Here is a 15,688-nt window from a genome sequence, read left to right on the forward strand (position 1 = left end):
TCACGCCATCATGAAAGCCCAAGCCCGCCACATCCTGGTGAAAACCGCCGAAGAAGCCGAGCAGCTCAAGCAGCGCATCGCCAAGGGCGAAGCCTTCGACGTGCTGGCCAAGAAATACTCCACCTGCCCGTCGGGCAAGCGCGGCGGCGACCTGGGGGAAGTGCGTCCGGGGCAGATGGTCGGCGCCATTGATCAGGTGATTTTCAAGAAGCCCCTGCGCACCGTGCACGGCCCGATCAAGAGCAAATTCGGCTATCACCTGGTGCAGGTGTTCTTCCGCGACTGACCACTCAAGCCCCGCTCTGTGGGAGCTGGCGTGCCAGCCGAAGCGCCCGCAACCGGCAAAGGCCTGTTCGTCGGCCAGCCGGCTCCTACAACGCGGGCTCCCGGGGAAGCAACGCCCCGGGATGCTGAATCACCCGACTCGCCAATCGATGCCCGGCCTCTGCGGCCTGCACCGGGCTGCCGCCGCGCAAACGACAGGCCAGATAAGCCGCGCTGAAGGAGTCTCCCGCCGCCGTGGTGTCCACCACCTGCGCCACTGGCAGCGCCGGTATCTCATGACTCTCGCCGCCGCAACGCACCAGGCACGAATCCGCCCCGCGCTTGACCACCACCTCGGCAATGTTCGGGTAGGCCGCGAACACGCCATGGGCATAGTCATGGCCAAACAGCGCCTGCTCGTCCTCCAGGGTCAACAGCGCCAGATCCACATGCTCCAGTACCTGCAGATAGGCCGCTCGCGCCTGCTCCACCGAGGCCCAGAGCCTTGGCCGATAGTTGTTGTCAAACACGATCTGCGCCCGACGGATGCGCGCTTCCACCAGCAGGTCAATCAGCTTTTTGCGTCCCACCTCCCCGAGCACCGCCAGGGTGATGCCGCTGAAATACAACACATCGTAATCGCACAAGTCCGCCAGGATCGGCCCCGCCGCCGCGGTGTTGAAGCAGTCTCGTACCGCCGCCTCATTGCGCCAATACAGAAAACGCCGCTCCCCCCGGGCATCGGTCTGAATGCAATACAACCCCGGCAAACGCCCGGGCAGGCGCTGAACCTTTCCCAGGCCGATACCCTCCTGCGCCCAGCTCTGGCACATGGCATCGCTGAAGCTGTCGTAGCCCAGGGCAGTCACGTAATCCACCTGCGCCTGCTGCCCGAGCTCCCGGCACAGATACACCGCAGTGTTCAAGGTATCGCCACCAAAGCTCTGTTGCAGACTGCCGTCGTGACGCTGTTGCAGCTCGATCATGCATTCGCCAATGGCGGCAATGCGCTGCTTCCCGTTCATATTCTTGACCTCCCCTCAAAGCACACACCACCTTGTAGAACCTGGCTTGCCAACGAAAGCGCCCTCAGAGTTGCGCCCTAACCCAGGGTCTGTTCGTCGGCGGGCCGGCTGCTACGTTCAGAAGCAGGTTTCCAGACTCTCGATCACCTGCAGGCGCTCATCCACCAGCAAACCGGTGCGCCACTTGTCGAAGGTCAGGCACGGGTGCGATGTACCAAAGGAAATGATGTCGCCAATACGCAGCTCCACTCCCGGCGCCACGGTGAGAAACGCGTGCTGATCCATCACCGCCGTCACCTTGCACGCCCCCACATCATCACTGGCGCCGGCCTCGGCTCCCGCGCGGTAACGCCGCAGCGGCACCGGCAAGCCAGCGTCATAGGCGACATCGCGCTTGCCCAGGGCCACCACCGCAAACCCCGGCTCCGGCAGCGACTGCACATGGGCCCAGACCTCCATCGCCGGACGCAGGCCTTCGTGCAGATCACTGCGTCGATCCAACACACAGCACTGAGCCTCTTTGTAGATGCCGTGGTCATGGGCGACATAACTGCCCGGACGCAGCACGCTGAGGAAACGCCCCTTGGCGTTATGGGTCTCGAAGGACTCGGCGATCAGGTCGTACCAGGCCGAACCCGAAGCGGTGATGATCGGCCGCTCGATGGCAAACAAACCATCGTTGTGCAGATCCACCGCCAGACGCACCAGGGAATCGGCAAACTGGCGAATGCCACTGATGGCCTGGTCGCCGTGGATCACCCCTTCGTAACCTTCGATACCGCACAACGCCAAAGCTGGCTGCGCCTGGATCGCCTTGGCCAGGGCCAGTACTTCCTGCTCGCTGCGGCAACCGCAACGACCGCCCACCACGCCGTACTCGATCATCACCTTGAGGGTGACGCCACGCTGGGCAAAAAACGCCCCCAGATCGGCCACGTTGTCCGGGTGATCCACCATGCAATAGAAATCGAAATCCGCGTCCGCCAACAGCTCGGCGATCAGCGCCATGTTCGGCGCCCCCACCAGTTGGTTGGCCATCAACACCCGGCGCGCGCCATGGGCGTAGGCGGCGCGAGTCTGTACTGCCGTGGCCAGGGTGATGCCCCAGGCGCCGGCGTCCAACTGCCGCTGAAACAGCGCGGGCATCATGCTGGTCTTGCCGTGGGGCGCCAGCTCGGCGCCGCTGTCACTGACAAACTTCTGCATCCAGCGAATGTTGTGTTCCAGCGCCTCGCGGTGCAGCACCAGGGCCGGCAGGCTGACGTCGCTCAGCAGACTCGCGCCGATAGCAGCGGCGCCCTTTTCCACCAGGGTCAGATTCAAAGCAGAAGACATGTTGGCACTCCTTATCAAGGCGGCTGCGCACAGCCGCGACAAAGTCATCAATCGTTGATACGCCGGGCCAGGCGGTTGGCGCTGTCGATCAGCACCCGGCGATAGTCCTGGTAATGGCTCTGCGCATCGGCCCTGGGCGCGACGATGCACAGGGTGCAGATGCACACCCCGTGCTCATCGCGCACCGGCGCGGCAAAACAATGGGTGAAGGTGTCGGCGACGCTGTCGAAGGAAAAGAACCCCTCCTCGGTGGCCTGACGGATTTCCTTGAGAAAGGTCTCCAGCGGCAGCCGCTCACCATTAGGCAGCATGAAGTCCTGGTCATCGATCATCTCAACGATCTGCTCATCGCTCATATGCCCCAACAGCAACCGCCCGGAAGCGGTCCAGGGGATCGGCGCGTTCTCGCCAATGTCCGAGGTAATGCGGAAATTCCGCTCGCCCTCCTTCATCAGCGCCACGGTGTATTTGCGCCCGTTGAGCAGGCACATCTGCGCGGTTTCCCGGGTCTGGCTGACAATTTCCTGCAACGCCTGATCAGCCTCGCGGCTCAGATCGAAATGGCGCAAATGAGCCTGCCCGAGAAAATACAGCTGGCGGCCCAGATACACATGACCGTCCTTGCCCACCGGCTCCAGAACCCGCCGCTCCAGCAAGGACGCCACCAACTCATAAACCGTGGACTTGGGACTGCCAATGCCCTTGGCGATATCGTTGGGCCGCAGCGGCTGACCGATCTCCTTGAGGAAATCGAGAATATCGAACGCCCGATCCAGGCCCTTGGCCCGGCGCTTGATGCTGTCTTCAGTCATCTACCCACCCCTATGCAAAACACAATTCCTGTAGCCGCTGCCGCAGGCTGCGAACGCCCTGAGCGACACGCCGTCGCAGGGGCCGCAGCGATCTCATCACCCTGCGCCCGCGTTGCGGTCGATCGCAGCCTCGCCCAGGCTCGGCAGCGGCTACAGAAGCGCACTCAAGGCTTCTTCTTGTAGGCCACACAATCGATCTCGACCTTGCAGTCCACCATCATGCTGGCCTGCACACAGGCCCGGGCCGGCGCGTGTTCGGGCTTGAAGTACTCGCCGAACACCTTGTTGAAACTCCAGAAATCCCGCGGGTCTTCCAGCCACACGCCAACCCGCACCACATCCTCCAGGCCGTACCCGGCCTCTTCGAGAATGGCCAGCAGATTGCGCATCGTCTGATGCGTCTGCTCGACGATCCCACCGTGAATGATCTCGCCATCCAGCGCCGGCACCTGGCCGGATACATGCAGCCAGCCATCGGCTTCGACGGCACGAGCGAAAGGACGCGGCTGGCCACCGCCTGCGGTGCTGCCGGTGCCGTAACGGGTGATGCTCATGAGAGATTCTCCTGGTTGAAGGTTGGCCATCTTGACGGCCATGCCCAAGAACGCTGTCCCACTCACCGTGCGTTGCTGCGCAGTCAATACCGCAGAAAACAACGATGGCCTGGAAAACGCCAAGGCTCTAAACAAAGAAACTCCGCCTAAAGAATTCCGCTACAGCGGAATAAAATATGAAATAACGGAATTCGTGCCCGAGTGTGCCATGGAGAACAAAGGAGATAACAGGGGGAATGGCAAAACTTTCCGCAACGAGGAATGAGAGAGTATTAGAAACAGTCGTCAGGCTATGTCAGGCATTTCTGTATTTGCGGAGAGCACGCTCAAGTGACTTGTGACGACGCTCGCCACCCTCTACATCCCGTTGCGTCGCGGCAGCCCGCGACCGGGTTTGGTCGTTCGAATATCCATGTGTTGCACGTGGCGGAACAACAAGCGCTGCAACTGCCGGAGCAGTAACCCAAGGCACAGCCAAGGCTCCCGCTCTGCTTTGCCTTGGCTTTTGATCCTAAGCGCCCCGTTAACCACGATGGCCGAACGCAGGCATTGAGCCGTGGGCTAACCCGGCAGGACGCCGGGTTAGCCGCCATCCGGCCAGGGACGGCCGGTGGCGGCGGCCCACGGATCAATGCCGGAGAGAGGGAATGCCGAGCCTCGGCGAGGCACCGAGTGGAGGGGCAAGACTTTTTGGTTCCTTTTGTGTCGTTTGACAAAAGGGACTCGCCGTAAGGGCGAAACCGCCAGTGGCCACACCCAAAGCAACGGATATGTACACCTGCCAAATCGGGGACTCAGGTTTACGCGCGCCGAAACGCCAGCCGATCGACCGAGAGCAAGCTCCCTCGCCACAGAGCTTGTGTTGCCATGGCTGACAACTGGGTGACAGCGCAGCAACCGCCACCTACAACACCCAATCCATCGGTGTCCTCGATGCCGCTTTCGCTGGCAAGCCAGCGCCTACACAAGAAGCCCCATCGTGGGTGTCACCCCCGTGCCTGACCCAGACTGTTACCCATGTGGGCAAACGACTTCCCCCATGGAAAGCCTGGCACCCACAAGCCATCAATCAAAGTCAGCAACGCACAACACCCACCAAAGATTCCGCGCCCCCTGGCAGGCGACATAGGCAGAAGAAATAGTCGAATCCCTGGTCAACTCAGACCAATCGGAACTATCGAACCGATACACCACCAGCTCGGAAAACGGAGCCGGAAACACCGCCTCCAGCGCCTCATCCACCAACTTCCGAGCGTTGGCCAGGCTCAATCCACGGGTCGCGTGATGACACCCGCCCCGCAGCACCACCGCCAGCAACGAGCCCTCGAACTCATATCGATTCAACACGGAAAAGGGCCCGAACTCAGGCTCGATCTGCCCAATAGCCGTCGACCTGGCGAGGTTGCTGAAACGTTCCAGAAACTCGGCCAGTCGCGTTCTCTCATCCAACGCCTTGATTGAAGGATCTGGCTTGAAGAAGCTGGACACCACCTCGCCGCATTCAGCAAGCACGGCAAGCAGTTCGACAAGGGGTTGCTTGTCGACGACGAACTCGCTGGCACCGGTAAATGGCACTACAGCATCGCGCTTCAGACTTTCATCTTGATTCATGATCGAGCACCCGACTTTGGCCACAAACAGGCAATCACCAGAGCGACTACCGTGCCCTGGGCTTTTGCGGCCGCAGATAAAAACCAGAAATAAGCGCAATCAGCACCAGCATCAACGCCAGGCTGGGATCACCTTTAGGCAGCATGAATTGATAAAGGCCGGCGCCCATCAAGAGCATCGACCCCATGCACAACACAAACCAAACAGCTTTTTTAACCCGCTTCACGATCTGATGACGTCCCTTCCACAGATAACTTCAACGGCACCACTCAAATCGAACAGGCCGGGGGGACGACAATGTATCGGCCGCACTGTTGCACGGCAAACCCGAAAACCATCCCCGCCCCACAGCTCCTTCGTGCTTACGCCTTGAAGGTCAAGATCGGCGAAAACCGCGCCATCACCGATACCGTCCCTTCTTCCACCTGGGAACGAATCACCTGGCCAATTTCCTTGTAGGCCCCTGGCGCCTCTTCGATCATCCGCTCTTCCTTGGTGGTGATGCACTCCACCCCCTGCAAACCGAGGAAAGCCTTGTCCTTCTTGGCCTTGAACACAATCTCGCTGCGCGACATCGAGCGCCCGGCGCCGTGACTGGCCGAACGCAGCCAGCGCTCATTGCCCAGCCCGGTGAGCAGGTAGGAGTCATGCCCCATGCTTCCCGGAATCAGCAGCGGCTGCCCGGCATAGGCCGGTGTCGCGCCTTTGCGATGCACATTGCCGCCCTCTTCGCGCAGCACGATGTTGTGCGGCACATCGACAATCAGCGGCGCTTCGATGCCCGCGCCAAACACTTGCCGGGTACGCTGGCGGACCATTTCCGCGATCAGCGCGCGGTTGGCGTCGGCGTAATGGGCGGCGCTGTGCATGGCCAGCAGGTACTCATCAGCCATCTCGCCGAACAGGGCGAAGATCTTCGAGTCGGGATGCTTGATCCCTTCTGGCCACAGGGCCTTGGCCTTGTCCATCCAGCGTCGCCCCACATAGAAGCCCACGTCCCGGGAGCCGGTGTGAATCATCATCACCACCTGCCCCACGGACAGGCCCTGAGCAAAGCAGGCCTGACGATCCACCAACTCGGTGACCACCTGGATCTCGACAAAGTGGTTGCCGCCGCCCAGGGAGCCCAGGCCCGGGTCGCGGAGGATTTTCCGCGAGCGGTCCTGCAGGGCTTCAGGCGCATAGTCGGCGCTGCCGCGGGCGAACGACGACTCATGCAGGCCCGACAGCTCTCGCTGCAATTGGGCGAAATCCGCCCCGGCGAACAGCCCGATGGGGTCCTGCTGCTGCACCTGGGCCCAGAAGTCACCCAGTCCCGCTTGAAACAGCGCGGTCATGGCCGTTGGGCTGGTGGGAATGTTGCGCGTACCCTCCAGCAAATCACCACGTACCAGGGCGGTCCACTTGGCTTTCTGGGCCATGAACTGTTCGTAGTTCAGCCCCAGCTTGTGCAGGCGCATGCCGCAATTGATGTCGGTGCCGATGGCTTGCGGCACCACCATGTCGTGGCTGGTGACAATCACACTGCCCACCGGAATCGGGCTGCCGGTGTGAAAGTCCGGCGTGGCGCAGGCGCACTTCACTTCACCGCCATGGGGATGGGCGACCTTGGCGAAATCCATCAGTTGGAGGATGGCTTTCTCTTCGATGGCAAAGCTATCGGGCAGCAGCAGATCCACCTTGAGCCCGGCGTCATTGATCGAAGAGATAGAGAGGGAATTGGAATTCAGGCGTTCGATGGCCACCCCGGAACGGGCGAGCTTGTGCTGAATTCTTTTCAGAGGAGTCTTGGTCATTTTCAACTGCTTTTCTTGGACGCAACAAAACAACCACCCTTTTGGTGGCTGGAATTGTCTGGTCAGCAGCGAAACTTAGACGGCGCGGATAATGGGGAATGACGGCGTGGATGTAAAGAGCCGGGGAGCAATTATTTGACGAGGCGCCTGCCTGGCGACGTGACGTCAGCGTGGCTTCGGCCCGCCTTTCCACGGCGTGTAAAACATGCTGGCATGGATCGGCGGCACCTTGCCCTGCTCGAGCGCAAAACCCAGTATCTGCCCTGGATCCTAAGGCCGCTCGCTGGTTGAAAGCCAACGACAATTGCCGGCGATGACCATCGCTCCTCCAAGCCGGCGATTGTCGCCAAAGCTGTAAAAGCTTCTCCAGGTGCCCGGCAAAAACGGGTTACCCTGGCGCTCCCCACCCGCTCATCGCCCCAAGCAAGGAAGCTCCATGACCCGCGCCATCACTATCATCTGCGACAACTTCGCCGACTGGGAAACCGCCCTGATCAACGCCACCGGCCGTGGCTACTATGGCTTCGACTGCCGTTACGCTTCCCCCAAGGGCGCTATCGTGACCTCCATGGGCGGCCTGCGGGTGACCCCGGACCTGGCGTTGGAAGACATTCGTCTGGACGAAGTGGATCTGCTGATGGTTTGCGGCGGGAGCGTCTGGCAAAGCGACAAGGCGCCGGACATCGGCGACCTGCTGCGCGCCGCCCAGGCACGCCACCTTGTGATCGCCGGCATTTGCGACGGCACCCGCGAATTGGCTCGGGCCGGGGTGCTGGACGCGGTGAAGCACACCTCCAATTCGGCGGCCAACCTGCTGGCAGTCGGTTATGCCGGCGCCGCGCACTACCAGGATGTGCCCCACGCGGTAGCGGACCAGCGCGTGATCACCGCTCCAGGCAGCGCGCCGGTGAGTTTCATGGCGCAGATTCTCGGCACCCTGGGCATCAACGACGACAACCTTCGCGCCTACCTCGGCATGCATGCCGCCGAGCACCAGCAGAAGATCTGACCTCTCCCTTGTAGGAGCCGGCTTGCCGGCGAAAGCGATCTCACGGCCGCCTTCGCTGGCAAGCCAGCTCCTACGGAAGGTGGTGGGTGGGGCGGCAGTGCGGGCATGTAGCCGTGGACTATTTCACCAGTCGAAAATCCCGGTGGCCCAACCAAGCCGCAAAGTCCGCGGCGCTGAAAATGCTCTCACCCTCATGCTCGATGATCGCCAGCCCCGCCAGAAATTCGGCATCCCGAGTGTAGGTATGGATACTGGCGCAGAAGGCCACCACGCCATCCAGACGACGGACCAACGCCAGCGCCGCCTGTCCTAGTCGTTGGTGATCCAACTGATCTTTATCCATGGCCGCCAGGCTCAGGATGCCTTCAGGGAGCCATCCAAGCTCCCCGGCCAGCCCGGCATATTCCGCCAGTTCCTCCGGATAGTCGGCCCCCAGCGCGCAAAGCATGGGACTGCCTTCAATAAAGAACGCCCCCCTACCCGCCCAGGGCTGATCTGCAACCTCGGCCAAGCAGGCGCGCACCAGGCTTTCGACCAAGCCATCGATCTTGCGCGGCAACAGCACCCTGACAGTTGGCCCGGACATTGATTGATTTTCTCCAGCGGACCGCCTCCGCATGATAGGGAGCGGCAAGACATGGTGGATTGCATCCGCTTCGATGCCCCGGAGCAGATCACTTCATTCATCGGACCGAGAGCATACAGACAGCAACAGACGTGTACAAAAACCTGTGCCACATTGATGCGACTCAACGCCTGGAGCCATTGACCGCCAACCAGCTCCAGGCATTTGTCCCAAACGCCCTGGCTGGACAAGAGCAGTTCCCGCTGCTTTGATTCAACCTTCGTTCCGATCGCATCGCACCCAAGGAGGGGAACATGCCTTTTAAAGTCGTGATGGTTTTCGGTACACGCCCTGAAGCCATCAAGATGGCGCCACTGGCCAGGGTGCTAAAACACTGGCCAGGTCTGCAACTGCACATTTGCTCCACCGGTCAGCACCGGGACATGCTCAAGCAGGTACTGGACTCCTTCGAGCTGCAAGTCGACAAAGACCTGGAAGTGATGACCCAGGGCCAGTCCCTCAACGGCCTCTCGCAGCAACTGCTGATCCATCTGGATACCACCTTCGAACGCCTGCAACCGGACATCGTCCTGGTGCATGGCGATACCACCACCAGCTTTATCGCCGCCCTCGCCGCTTTCCACCGCCAGTTGCCCATCGGCCATGTCGAAGCCGGGCTGCGTACCGGCAACCTCAGGGCGCCCTGGCCCGAGGAAGCCAATCGGCGCCTGACCGGAGTCATCGCCGACCTGCACTTCGCTCCGACCGCCGAGGCCCGGACCAACCTGCTGCGGGAAAACGTGCCCGCCGACACCATCGAGGTCACCGGCAACACGGGGGTCGATGCGCTGCTGTGGATGCGGCATCACCAGCAACAGACCCAGTGGCGCCCCGCCGCCGATTCGCCCCTGGCGGTGCTGGAACACCAGCGGCGCATGGTGCTGATTACCGGCCATCGCCGGGAGAATTTCGGCGACGGTTTGCACAACATCTGCGAAGCCGTGGCGACCTTGGCCCGGCGCTACCCGGACGTGCAATTCGTGTACCCCGTGCACCTCAATCCGCAGGTGCAGAGTGCGGTCTATGGCGTGCTCTCGGACACGCCCAACATCTACCTGATAGCGCCTCAGGACTATCAGCATTTCGTCTGGCTGATGGGGCGCTCGCACCTCATCCTCAGCGACTCCGGCGGCATCCAGGAAGAAGCACCGGCCATCGGCAAGCCGCTACTGGTACTGCGGGACGTTACCGAACGGCCACCGGAACCAGAGGGCGGCACCGTGTTGCTGGTGGGCACCGACCGCGAACGCATCGTGCACCATGCCAGCGAACTGCTGGACGATGCCGAGCTCTATGCCCGCATGAGCCGAGCACACAGCCCCTATGGCGACGGCCATGCCAGTGAACGCATCGCTCGCCGCCTGTACACCTGGCTGGAGGCAAAAGCCCTGCGTGGCAGGGCATGAATCTGGGCCTGAACCTCTGCGCTCAAGCCACGCAACGGCATAGCACCTTGCAGCGCCAACTCCAGGATTTCTCCCGTCAGGCAGGCACCTGCCGAGACAGCTGGACCTGGGTCACGCGGCGCTCTTCCACCGCCATCACCTGAATGTTCCAGCCCTCCCATTCCAAGCGGTCGCCCTTGACCGGCAGACGGTCCAGCAGGCTCATCACCAGCCCGGCCAGGGTCTGGTAGTCCTCGGTAGGCTCGGCGCCAAAGCCGGTACGCTGGCGCACCTGGGGCAGGTTCAAGGCACCATTGACCAGGAACCCACCCTCTTGCTCCACCACATCCGGCCCTTCGACCTCGCTGGCATCCGGCAGCTCGCCGGCAATGGATTCGAGAATGTCGGTCATGGTCAGGATGCCCATGAAGTCGCCAAACTCGTTGATCACGAAGGCGATGTGGGTCGACGCCTTGCGCATCTGTTCCAGGGCGTTGAGGATCGAAAAACTGTCCAGCAGGTTGATGGTCTTGCGCGCCAGGTGCTCAAGGTTCGGCTCGTTGCCGGCCAGGTATTCCTTGAGCAACTCCTTCTTGTGCACGAAGCCCAGCGGCTCATCCACCGCCCCATCGCGAATCAGCGGCAGGCGCGAATAGGACGAGTGCATCAACTTGGTCCGGATGCTCTCCGGGCTGTCCGTCAGGTCGATGGAGTCGACCTCGGCCCGCACCGTCATCAGCGTACGGATCGGCCGCTCCGCCAACTGCAGTACGCCGCTGATCATCACCCGTTCGCGGCGGTCGAACAGCTCGCTGCTCGGTGCATCACCGTCTTCCAGCAAATCGGCGATTTCCTCACCCACCTCTTCTGCCGCCAGCTTGCGGCCACCCAGCAGGCGCATCACTGCATAGGCCGTGCGCTCACGCATCGGGCGCAGGCCCTGCATGGACTTCTTGCGGCGGGCCCGGGCGATCTGGTTGAACACCTCGATCAGAATCGAGAAGCCGATGGCCGCGTACAGGTAGCCCTTGGGAATATGGAAGCCCAGGCCTTCGGCGGTCAGGCTGAAGCCGATCATCATCAAAAAGCCCAGGCACAGCATGATCACTGTCGGGTGTTCGTTGACGAAACGGGTCAGCGGCTTGCTGGCGACGATCATCACACCGATGGAAACCACCACCGCGATCATCATCACCGACAGATGTTCCACCATGCCCACGGCGGTAATCACCGCATCCAGGGAAAACACTGCGTCAAGCACCACAATCTGCGCCACGATCGGCCAGAACAAGGCGTAGGTCGCACTGCCGGCCCGCTGACTGACATGACCCTCCAGGCGTTCGTGCAGCTCCATGGTGGCCTTGAACAACAGGAACACACCACCGAACAGCATGATCAGGTCGCGGCCGGAAAAGCTCTTGTCGAACACCTCGAACAGCGGCTGGGTCAGGGTCACCATCCAGGAGATGCTGGCCAGCAGGCCCAGGCGCATCAGCAATGCCAGGGACAGGCCGATCAAGCGGGCGCGGTCACGCTGCTCCGGCGGCAGCTTGTCCGCGAGGATGGCGATAAACACCAGGTTGTCGATGCCCAGCACCAGCTCCAGAACAATCAGGGTCAAAAGGCCAAGCCAGGCCGTGGGGTCTGCGATCCATTCCATAACGACGACTCAAGTTCTCCAGAAAATTCAAACGGCCAGGCGCGACGAAGCACCAAGGTGCAGGACAGGTGCAACCTGGGTGACGGGCTGGTCAGTGCGGGAAGTGGCAAAGGCCGGGGACGTGCGGCCGGGAGAATGACTGCCTGAGCGTCTGCGTCTCAATGGGGCCGGATGGCGCGAGAAGTCATGGGGCAAAGCGAAGAAAGAGCGCCGACTGGGGGGCTCCGAGAGCGTGTTCATGCAAGTCCTGAGTGAAAAAACGGATTTGGAGGTTACAGGGGCAGCGGCACTTTTCCCCAGCGGGAAATCATTACAAAAGTTTATCCGCCCCCCCTCAAACCGCCTACACCCGCTCGGCAATCTCGATGAGGTTCAAGTCCGGGTCCCGCAGGTACACCGAGCGGATCGGTCCCGTGGCTCCGGTGCGCGCCACCGGGCCTTCGATGATCGGCCAGTTGACTCGGCGCAGATGGGCAATCACCTGCTCCAGCGGCACGCTGGCGATAAAGCACAGGTCCAGCGCTCCCGGTACCGGCAGGTGGGCCTTGGGTTCGAATTCCTGGCCACGCACATGCAGGTTGATCTTCTGTTGGCCGTACTTGAAGGCCTTGCGCCCGCCGGCAAAGGTTTGCAGTTGCATGCCTAGCACCCGAACGTAAAAGTCCTCGGCGGCCACAGGATCGATGGTGGTCAGTACCAGGTGGTCAAGGTGGTCGATCATCGAGGACGCAGCTCCTGAAGGAATAGAAATAGCCCGGCGGATTATGCTCGCCGGGCGCAGTGCTGAACATGCCGTATCAGGCCGAACGCCGGTACTCGCGCTTGACCTGGTCGATGTAGCGCACCACCGCCGGCGCCTGCTCGAAACGCCGGTAAATCAGCGACAGCCAGGACGACGCCGAACTGCCGCCGATCGGCCGGTACACCACATGGGGCAGGCTCAAATGCCCCACCACCGATTCGGGCACCACCGCCACGCCCTGCCCCAGGGAAACCAGGGCCAGCACCGCCACCAGGCCGCCGGGCTGGGCACCGAGCTTGGGGGCATAGGCCCCCTGGGCCGCCACTTGCAAGGTGCCGCTGATCTGCTCAGGAAGGATGAAGGTTTCATTGAGCAGGTGCTCGGAGGCGATCTGCGGCAGCCGGCACAGCCAGGACTCGGCGGACAGCGCCAGGACAAACCCCTCGGCGTCCAGGCGAATGGCCTCCACGCCGTCGGGCAGGGTCATGGGCGAACGAATGTAGCCGACGTCCAGGCGTCCGTCGGCAATCCGCGCCGGCAGGGTTGCCATCGGACACTCGCGCACATTCAGGCTGACGTCCGGGCAGTCGCGGCTGAAGCTCTGCACCTGCTTCTGCAACAACCCGGAATACACCGCCGAGGCCACATAGCCCAGCTCGATGTGGCCGATCTCTCCGCGCCCGGCGCGCTGGGCGTTGCGCTGGGCGAACTCGAACTGGCGCACCGTGGCTTCGGCTTCCAGGAGCAAAGTGGCACCGGCCTCGGTGAGACTGACCTCGCGCTGCTGGCGCAAAAACAGCCGCGTACCGAGGGTCTTCTCCATGTCCTGGATCTGTCGGCTCAAGGTCGGCGGGGCAATCCCCAGTTGCTCGGCCGCGCGGGTAAAATTGCGCTGCCGGGCCACCGCCAGGAAGTAGCGAAAGTGACGAATTTCCATAAAAGGCATTAGCTCAAAGGTAACGAACTGACCGCCAGCAGCTAACAAAGACCCACAAAGGCCGGGATAAGCTGAGCGGACCTTCACAGTAGAGAGCCTTTGCCATGCGCGTCAAACCCCTGATTCTGGCAATGATCGCCTGCTGCTGCCTGCAGAGCGCCGTGGCCGCAGAGATCCAAGCCAACGTTGCCCACAAAGCAATCCTGCCTTTGAACAGCCCCCCAATCCCGCTCAAGGCCGGCCAGCAAACCACCCAGGCCAAAGGCTGCCCCTGTGCAGTGGTCATCCTCGATGACGGGGTACCGGTGGTGGCGAGCATCGAACTGACAGCACCGTCCATCCTCAGTCGGCGGACAGCGCCATGAGCCGCCTCATCAATCCCCGCCTGACCCTGCTGACTGCTTCCGGGGTCTGCTCGCTGATCGTCCTGGACACCAACATCGTCGCCGTGGCCCTGCCGAGCATCGCCCGCGACCTGGGGGCCAACTTCGCCGATATCGAATGGGTGGTCAGTGCCTACATGCTGGCCTTCGCCGCCCTGCTGCTGCCGGCGGGCAGCCTGGCGGACCGCTTCGGACGCAAGAGGACCCTGCTCTGCGGCCTGGGCCTGTTCATCCTTGCCTCCCTGGGCTGCGGCGCCGCCCCCAACGCCCTGCTGCTCGACCTCGCTCGGGCCCTCAAAGGCGTGGGCGCGGCGCTGCTTCTAACCTCGGCCCTGGCCTCCATCGGCCATACCTTCCATGACGAAGCGGAACGGGCCAAGGCCTGGGCCTTCTGGGGGGCCTGCATGGGCATGGCCATGACCGCTGCGCCCACGGTCGGCGGCTTGATCACCGAATACTTCGGCTGGCGCTGGATCTTCTACTTCAACCTGCCGGTAGGCGCCCTGCTGCTGTGGAGCGTGCTGCGCAACGTGCCGGAATCCCGGGATACCCAGGCGGCGCGCCTGGACCCCTGGGGCAGCCTGGCCTTCAGCGCCAGCCTGCTGTGCCTGATCTGGGGCCTGATCGAAGCCAACCGCATCGGCTGGAGCCACCCAGCCACCTCCACCCGCCTGTTGGCCGGAGTGGCGCTGCTGGGGCTGTTCGTGCTGATCGAGCGCCTGCAACGCCGGCCCATGGTCGATCTGCAACTGTTTCGCCATCCGCGGTTCATCGGCGCCCTGCTGGGCATGTTCGCCTACGCCGGCTGTGCCCAGGTGATGATGACCCTGCTGCCCTTCTACTTGCAGAACGGTCTGGGCTTCTCCGCCATTGCCTCAGGCCTGGGCATGCTGCCCTTTGCCCTGACCATGCTGATCTGCCCACGCATCGGTGCCCGCCTTGCCGGGCGCTACAGCCCCGCCGCCCTGATGGCCGCCGGGCTGACCCTGGTGGGCTGCGGCAATCTGCTCAGTGCCTGGGCGGTGCATGCCGGGGGCTACCTGAGCTTCGCGGCGGCGATTGCCGTGACCGGTGCCGGGGCCGGCCTGCTCAACGGCGACACGCAGAAAAACATCATGGCCTGCGTGCCCCGGGAACGCACCGGCATGGCCTCGGGCATGAGCACCACCATGCGCTTCAGCGCCATCATGCTGGCCATCGGCGTGTTCGGTGCGCTATTGGCCAGCCATACCCTGCAACGGCTGCAAGGCAGCCTCAGCCAGGTGCCCGGGCCTTGGCTGGCCCAGGCGCCGGACATCGCCTCGCGGGTGGTGGCCGGGGATATGCAGGGCGCCTTGGCGAGCCTGCCGGAAAGCACCCGCGCCCTGGTTGAACCCCTGGCCCAGCAAGCCTTTGTCGGCGGTTTCGGGTTGGTACTGACGGTGGCAGGCATTCTCGCCCTGCTGGGGGCCCTGGTGGTGGGCCGGTTGATGCGCAACCCCCTGCCCCAGGCCCAAGGCCTGGTGCTGAAAACCCAATGAAGCATGGGGATGCCGATTGGCTCTCTGGGC

General features: G+C 62.5%; 17 protein-coding genes. 6 read left to right on the forward strand and 11 right to left on the reverse strand.

What is annotated here, in order from left to right; translation table 11 throughout:
- The first annotated feature begins 10 nt into the window (after nt 1-10).
- A complete protein-coding gene (locus LOY69_RS18115; RefSeq protein ID WP_011061856.1) occupies nt 11-286 on the forward strand; it encodes a peptidylprolyl isomerase in 276 nt (91 codons plus the stop codon).
- Between the two features lie 85 nt (nt 287-371).
- Here the strand turns inward: LOY69_RS18115 and LOY69_RS18120 are convergent, their stop codons facing one another.
- The 4 genes from LOY69_RS18120 to LOY69_RS18135 form a co-directional block, all read right to left on the reverse strand.
- The gene (locus LOY69_RS18120) at nt 372-1,289 is read right to left on the reverse strand and encodes a sugar kinase (RefSeq protein WP_123394470.1); all 918 of its coding nucleotides are present in this window, start codon (nt 1,287-1,289) and stop codon (nt 372-374) included.
- Between the two features lie 117 nt (nt 1,290-1,406).
- On the reverse strand, nt 1,407-2,624 hold the full coding sequence (locus LOY69_RS18125) for an amino acid deaminase (protein WP_265073354.1): 1,218 nt from the start codon (nt 2,622-2,624) through the stop codon (nt 1,407-1,409).
- Nucleotides 2,625-2,671: 47 nt separating this feature from the next.
- Nucleotides 2,672-3,436: an IclR family transcriptional regulator gene (locus LOY69_RS18130; protein WP_102881510.1), complete on the reverse strand. Its 765-nt coding sequence runs from the start codon at nt 3,434-3,436 to the stop codon at nt 2,672-2,674.
- Between the two features lie 164 nt (nt 3,437-3,600).
- On the reverse strand, nt 3,601-3,990 hold the full coding sequence (locus tag LOY69_RS18135) for a RidA family protein (protein WP_102881511.1): 390 nt from the start codon (nt 3,988-3,990) through the stop codon (nt 3,601-3,603).
- A gap of 31 nt (nt 3,991-4,021) precedes the next feature.
- Between LOY69_RS18135 and LOY69_RS18140 the strand changes: the two genes are divergently transcribed.
- Nucleotides 4,022-4,255, forward strand: a complete 234-nt coding sequence (locus LOY69_RS18140) for a hypothetical protein (RefSeq protein ID WP_265073355.1) — start codon at nt 4,022-4,024, stop codon at nt 4,253-4,255.
- 800 nt (nt 4,256-5,055) lie between these two features.
- Here LOY69_RS18140 and LOY69_RS18145 read toward each other — a convergent pair.
- The 3 genes from LOY69_RS18145 to LOY69_RS18155 all read right to left on the reverse strand — a co-directional run bounded on the left by LOY69_RS18145 (nt 5,056) and on the right by LOY69_RS18155 (nt 7,397).
- Complete coding sequence (locus LOY69_RS18145) at nt 5,056-5,601, reverse strand: hypothetical protein (protein ID WP_265073356.1); 546 nt, start codon at nt 5,599-5,601, stop codon at nt 5,056-5,058.
- Nucleotides 5,602-5,647: 46 nt separating this feature from the next.
- Complete coding sequence (locus LOY69_RS18150) at nt 5,648-5,827, reverse strand: hypothetical protein (RefSeq protein WP_265073357.1); 180 nt, start codon at nt 5,825-5,827, stop codon at nt 5,648-5,650.
- 136 nt (nt 5,828-5,963) lie between these two features.
- Nucleotides 5,964-7,397 carry an RtcB family protein gene (locus LOY69_RS18155; RefSeq protein WP_102881514.1) on the reverse strand — a complete coding sequence of 478 codons (1,434 nt, stop codon included), beginning with the start codon at nt 7,395-7,397 and terminating at the stop codon, nt 5,964-5,966.
- A gap of 436 nt (nt 7,398-7,833) precedes the next feature.
- Between LOY69_RS18155 and LOY69_RS18160 the strand changes: the two genes are divergently transcribed.
- Nucleotides 7,834-8,406: a type 1 glutamine amidotransferase family protein gene (locus LOY69_RS18160; RefSeq protein WP_110653748.1), complete on the forward strand. Its 573-nt coding sequence runs from the start codon at nt 7,834-7,836 to the stop codon at nt 8,404-8,406.
- A gap of 118 nt (nt 8,407-8,524) precedes the next feature.
- On the opposite strand, the gene LOY69_RS18165 is transcribed toward LOY69_RS18160, so the two are convergent.
- Nucleotides 8,525-8,992, reverse strand: a complete 468-nt coding sequence (locus tag LOY69_RS18165; protein WP_102881516.1) for a DUF6368 family protein — start codon at nt 8,990-8,992, stop codon at nt 8,525-8,527.
- A gap of 293 nt (nt 8,993-9,285) precedes the next feature.
- Here LOY69_RS18165 and wecB point away from each other — a divergent pair, with 293 nt between their 5' ends.
- Complete coding sequence (gene wecB, locus LOY69_RS18170) at nt 9,286-10,437, forward strand: non-hydrolyzing UDP-N-acetylglucosamine 2-epimerase (protein WP_265073358.1); 1,152 nt, start codon at nt 9,286-9,288, stop codon at nt 10,435-10,437.
- 76 nt (nt 10,438-10,513) lie between these two features.
- Here the strand turns inward: wecB and LOY69_RS18175 are convergent, their stop codons facing one another.
- The 3 genes from LOY69_RS18175 to LOY69_RS18185 form a co-directional block, all read right to left on the reverse strand.
- Nucleotides 10,514-12,076: a TerC family protein gene (locus tag LOY69_RS18175; RefSeq protein ID WP_265073359.1), complete on the reverse strand. Its 1,563-nt coding sequence runs from the start codon at nt 12,074-12,076 to the stop codon at nt 10,514-10,516.
- A 343-nt stretch (nt 12,077-12,419) separates the two neighbouring features.
- Nucleotides 12,420-12,797: a VOC family protein gene (locus LOY69_RS18180; protein WP_159897823.1), complete on the reverse strand. Its 378-nt coding sequence runs from the start codon at nt 12,795-12,797 to the stop codon at nt 12,420-12,422.
- A gap of 76 nt (nt 12,798-12,873) precedes the next feature.
- On the reverse strand, nt 12,874-13,755 hold the full coding sequence (locus LOY69_RS18185) for a LysR family transcriptional regulator (protein ID WP_170004105.1): 882 nt from the start codon (nt 13,753-13,755) through the stop codon (nt 12,874-12,876).
- A gap of 104 nt (nt 13,756-13,859) precedes the next feature.
- On the opposite strand from LOY69_RS18185, the gene LOY69_RS18190 reads away from it, so the two are divergent.
- Nucleotides 13,860-14,120, forward strand: a complete 261-nt coding sequence (locus tag LOY69_RS18190; protein WP_265073360.1) for a hypothetical protein — start codon at nt 13,860-13,862, stop codon at nt 14,118-14,120.
- Nucleotides 14,117-15,658: an MFS transporter gene (locus LOY69_RS18195; RefSeq protein ID WP_265073361.1), complete on the forward strand. Its 1,542-nt coding sequence runs from the start codon at nt 14,117-14,119 to the stop codon at nt 15,656-15,658. The genes LOY69_RS18190 and LOY69_RS18195 overlap by 4 nt, the downstream gene beginning before the upstream one ends.
- The last annotated feature ends 30 nt before the right edge of the window (nt 15,659-15,688 follow it).

It is taken from the genome of Pseudomonas sp. B21-059 (assembly GCF_026016285.1).
Lineage (GTDB): Bacteria > Pseudomonadota > Gammaproteobacteria > Pseudomonadales > Pseudomonadaceae > Aquipseudomonas > Aquipseudomonas danubii.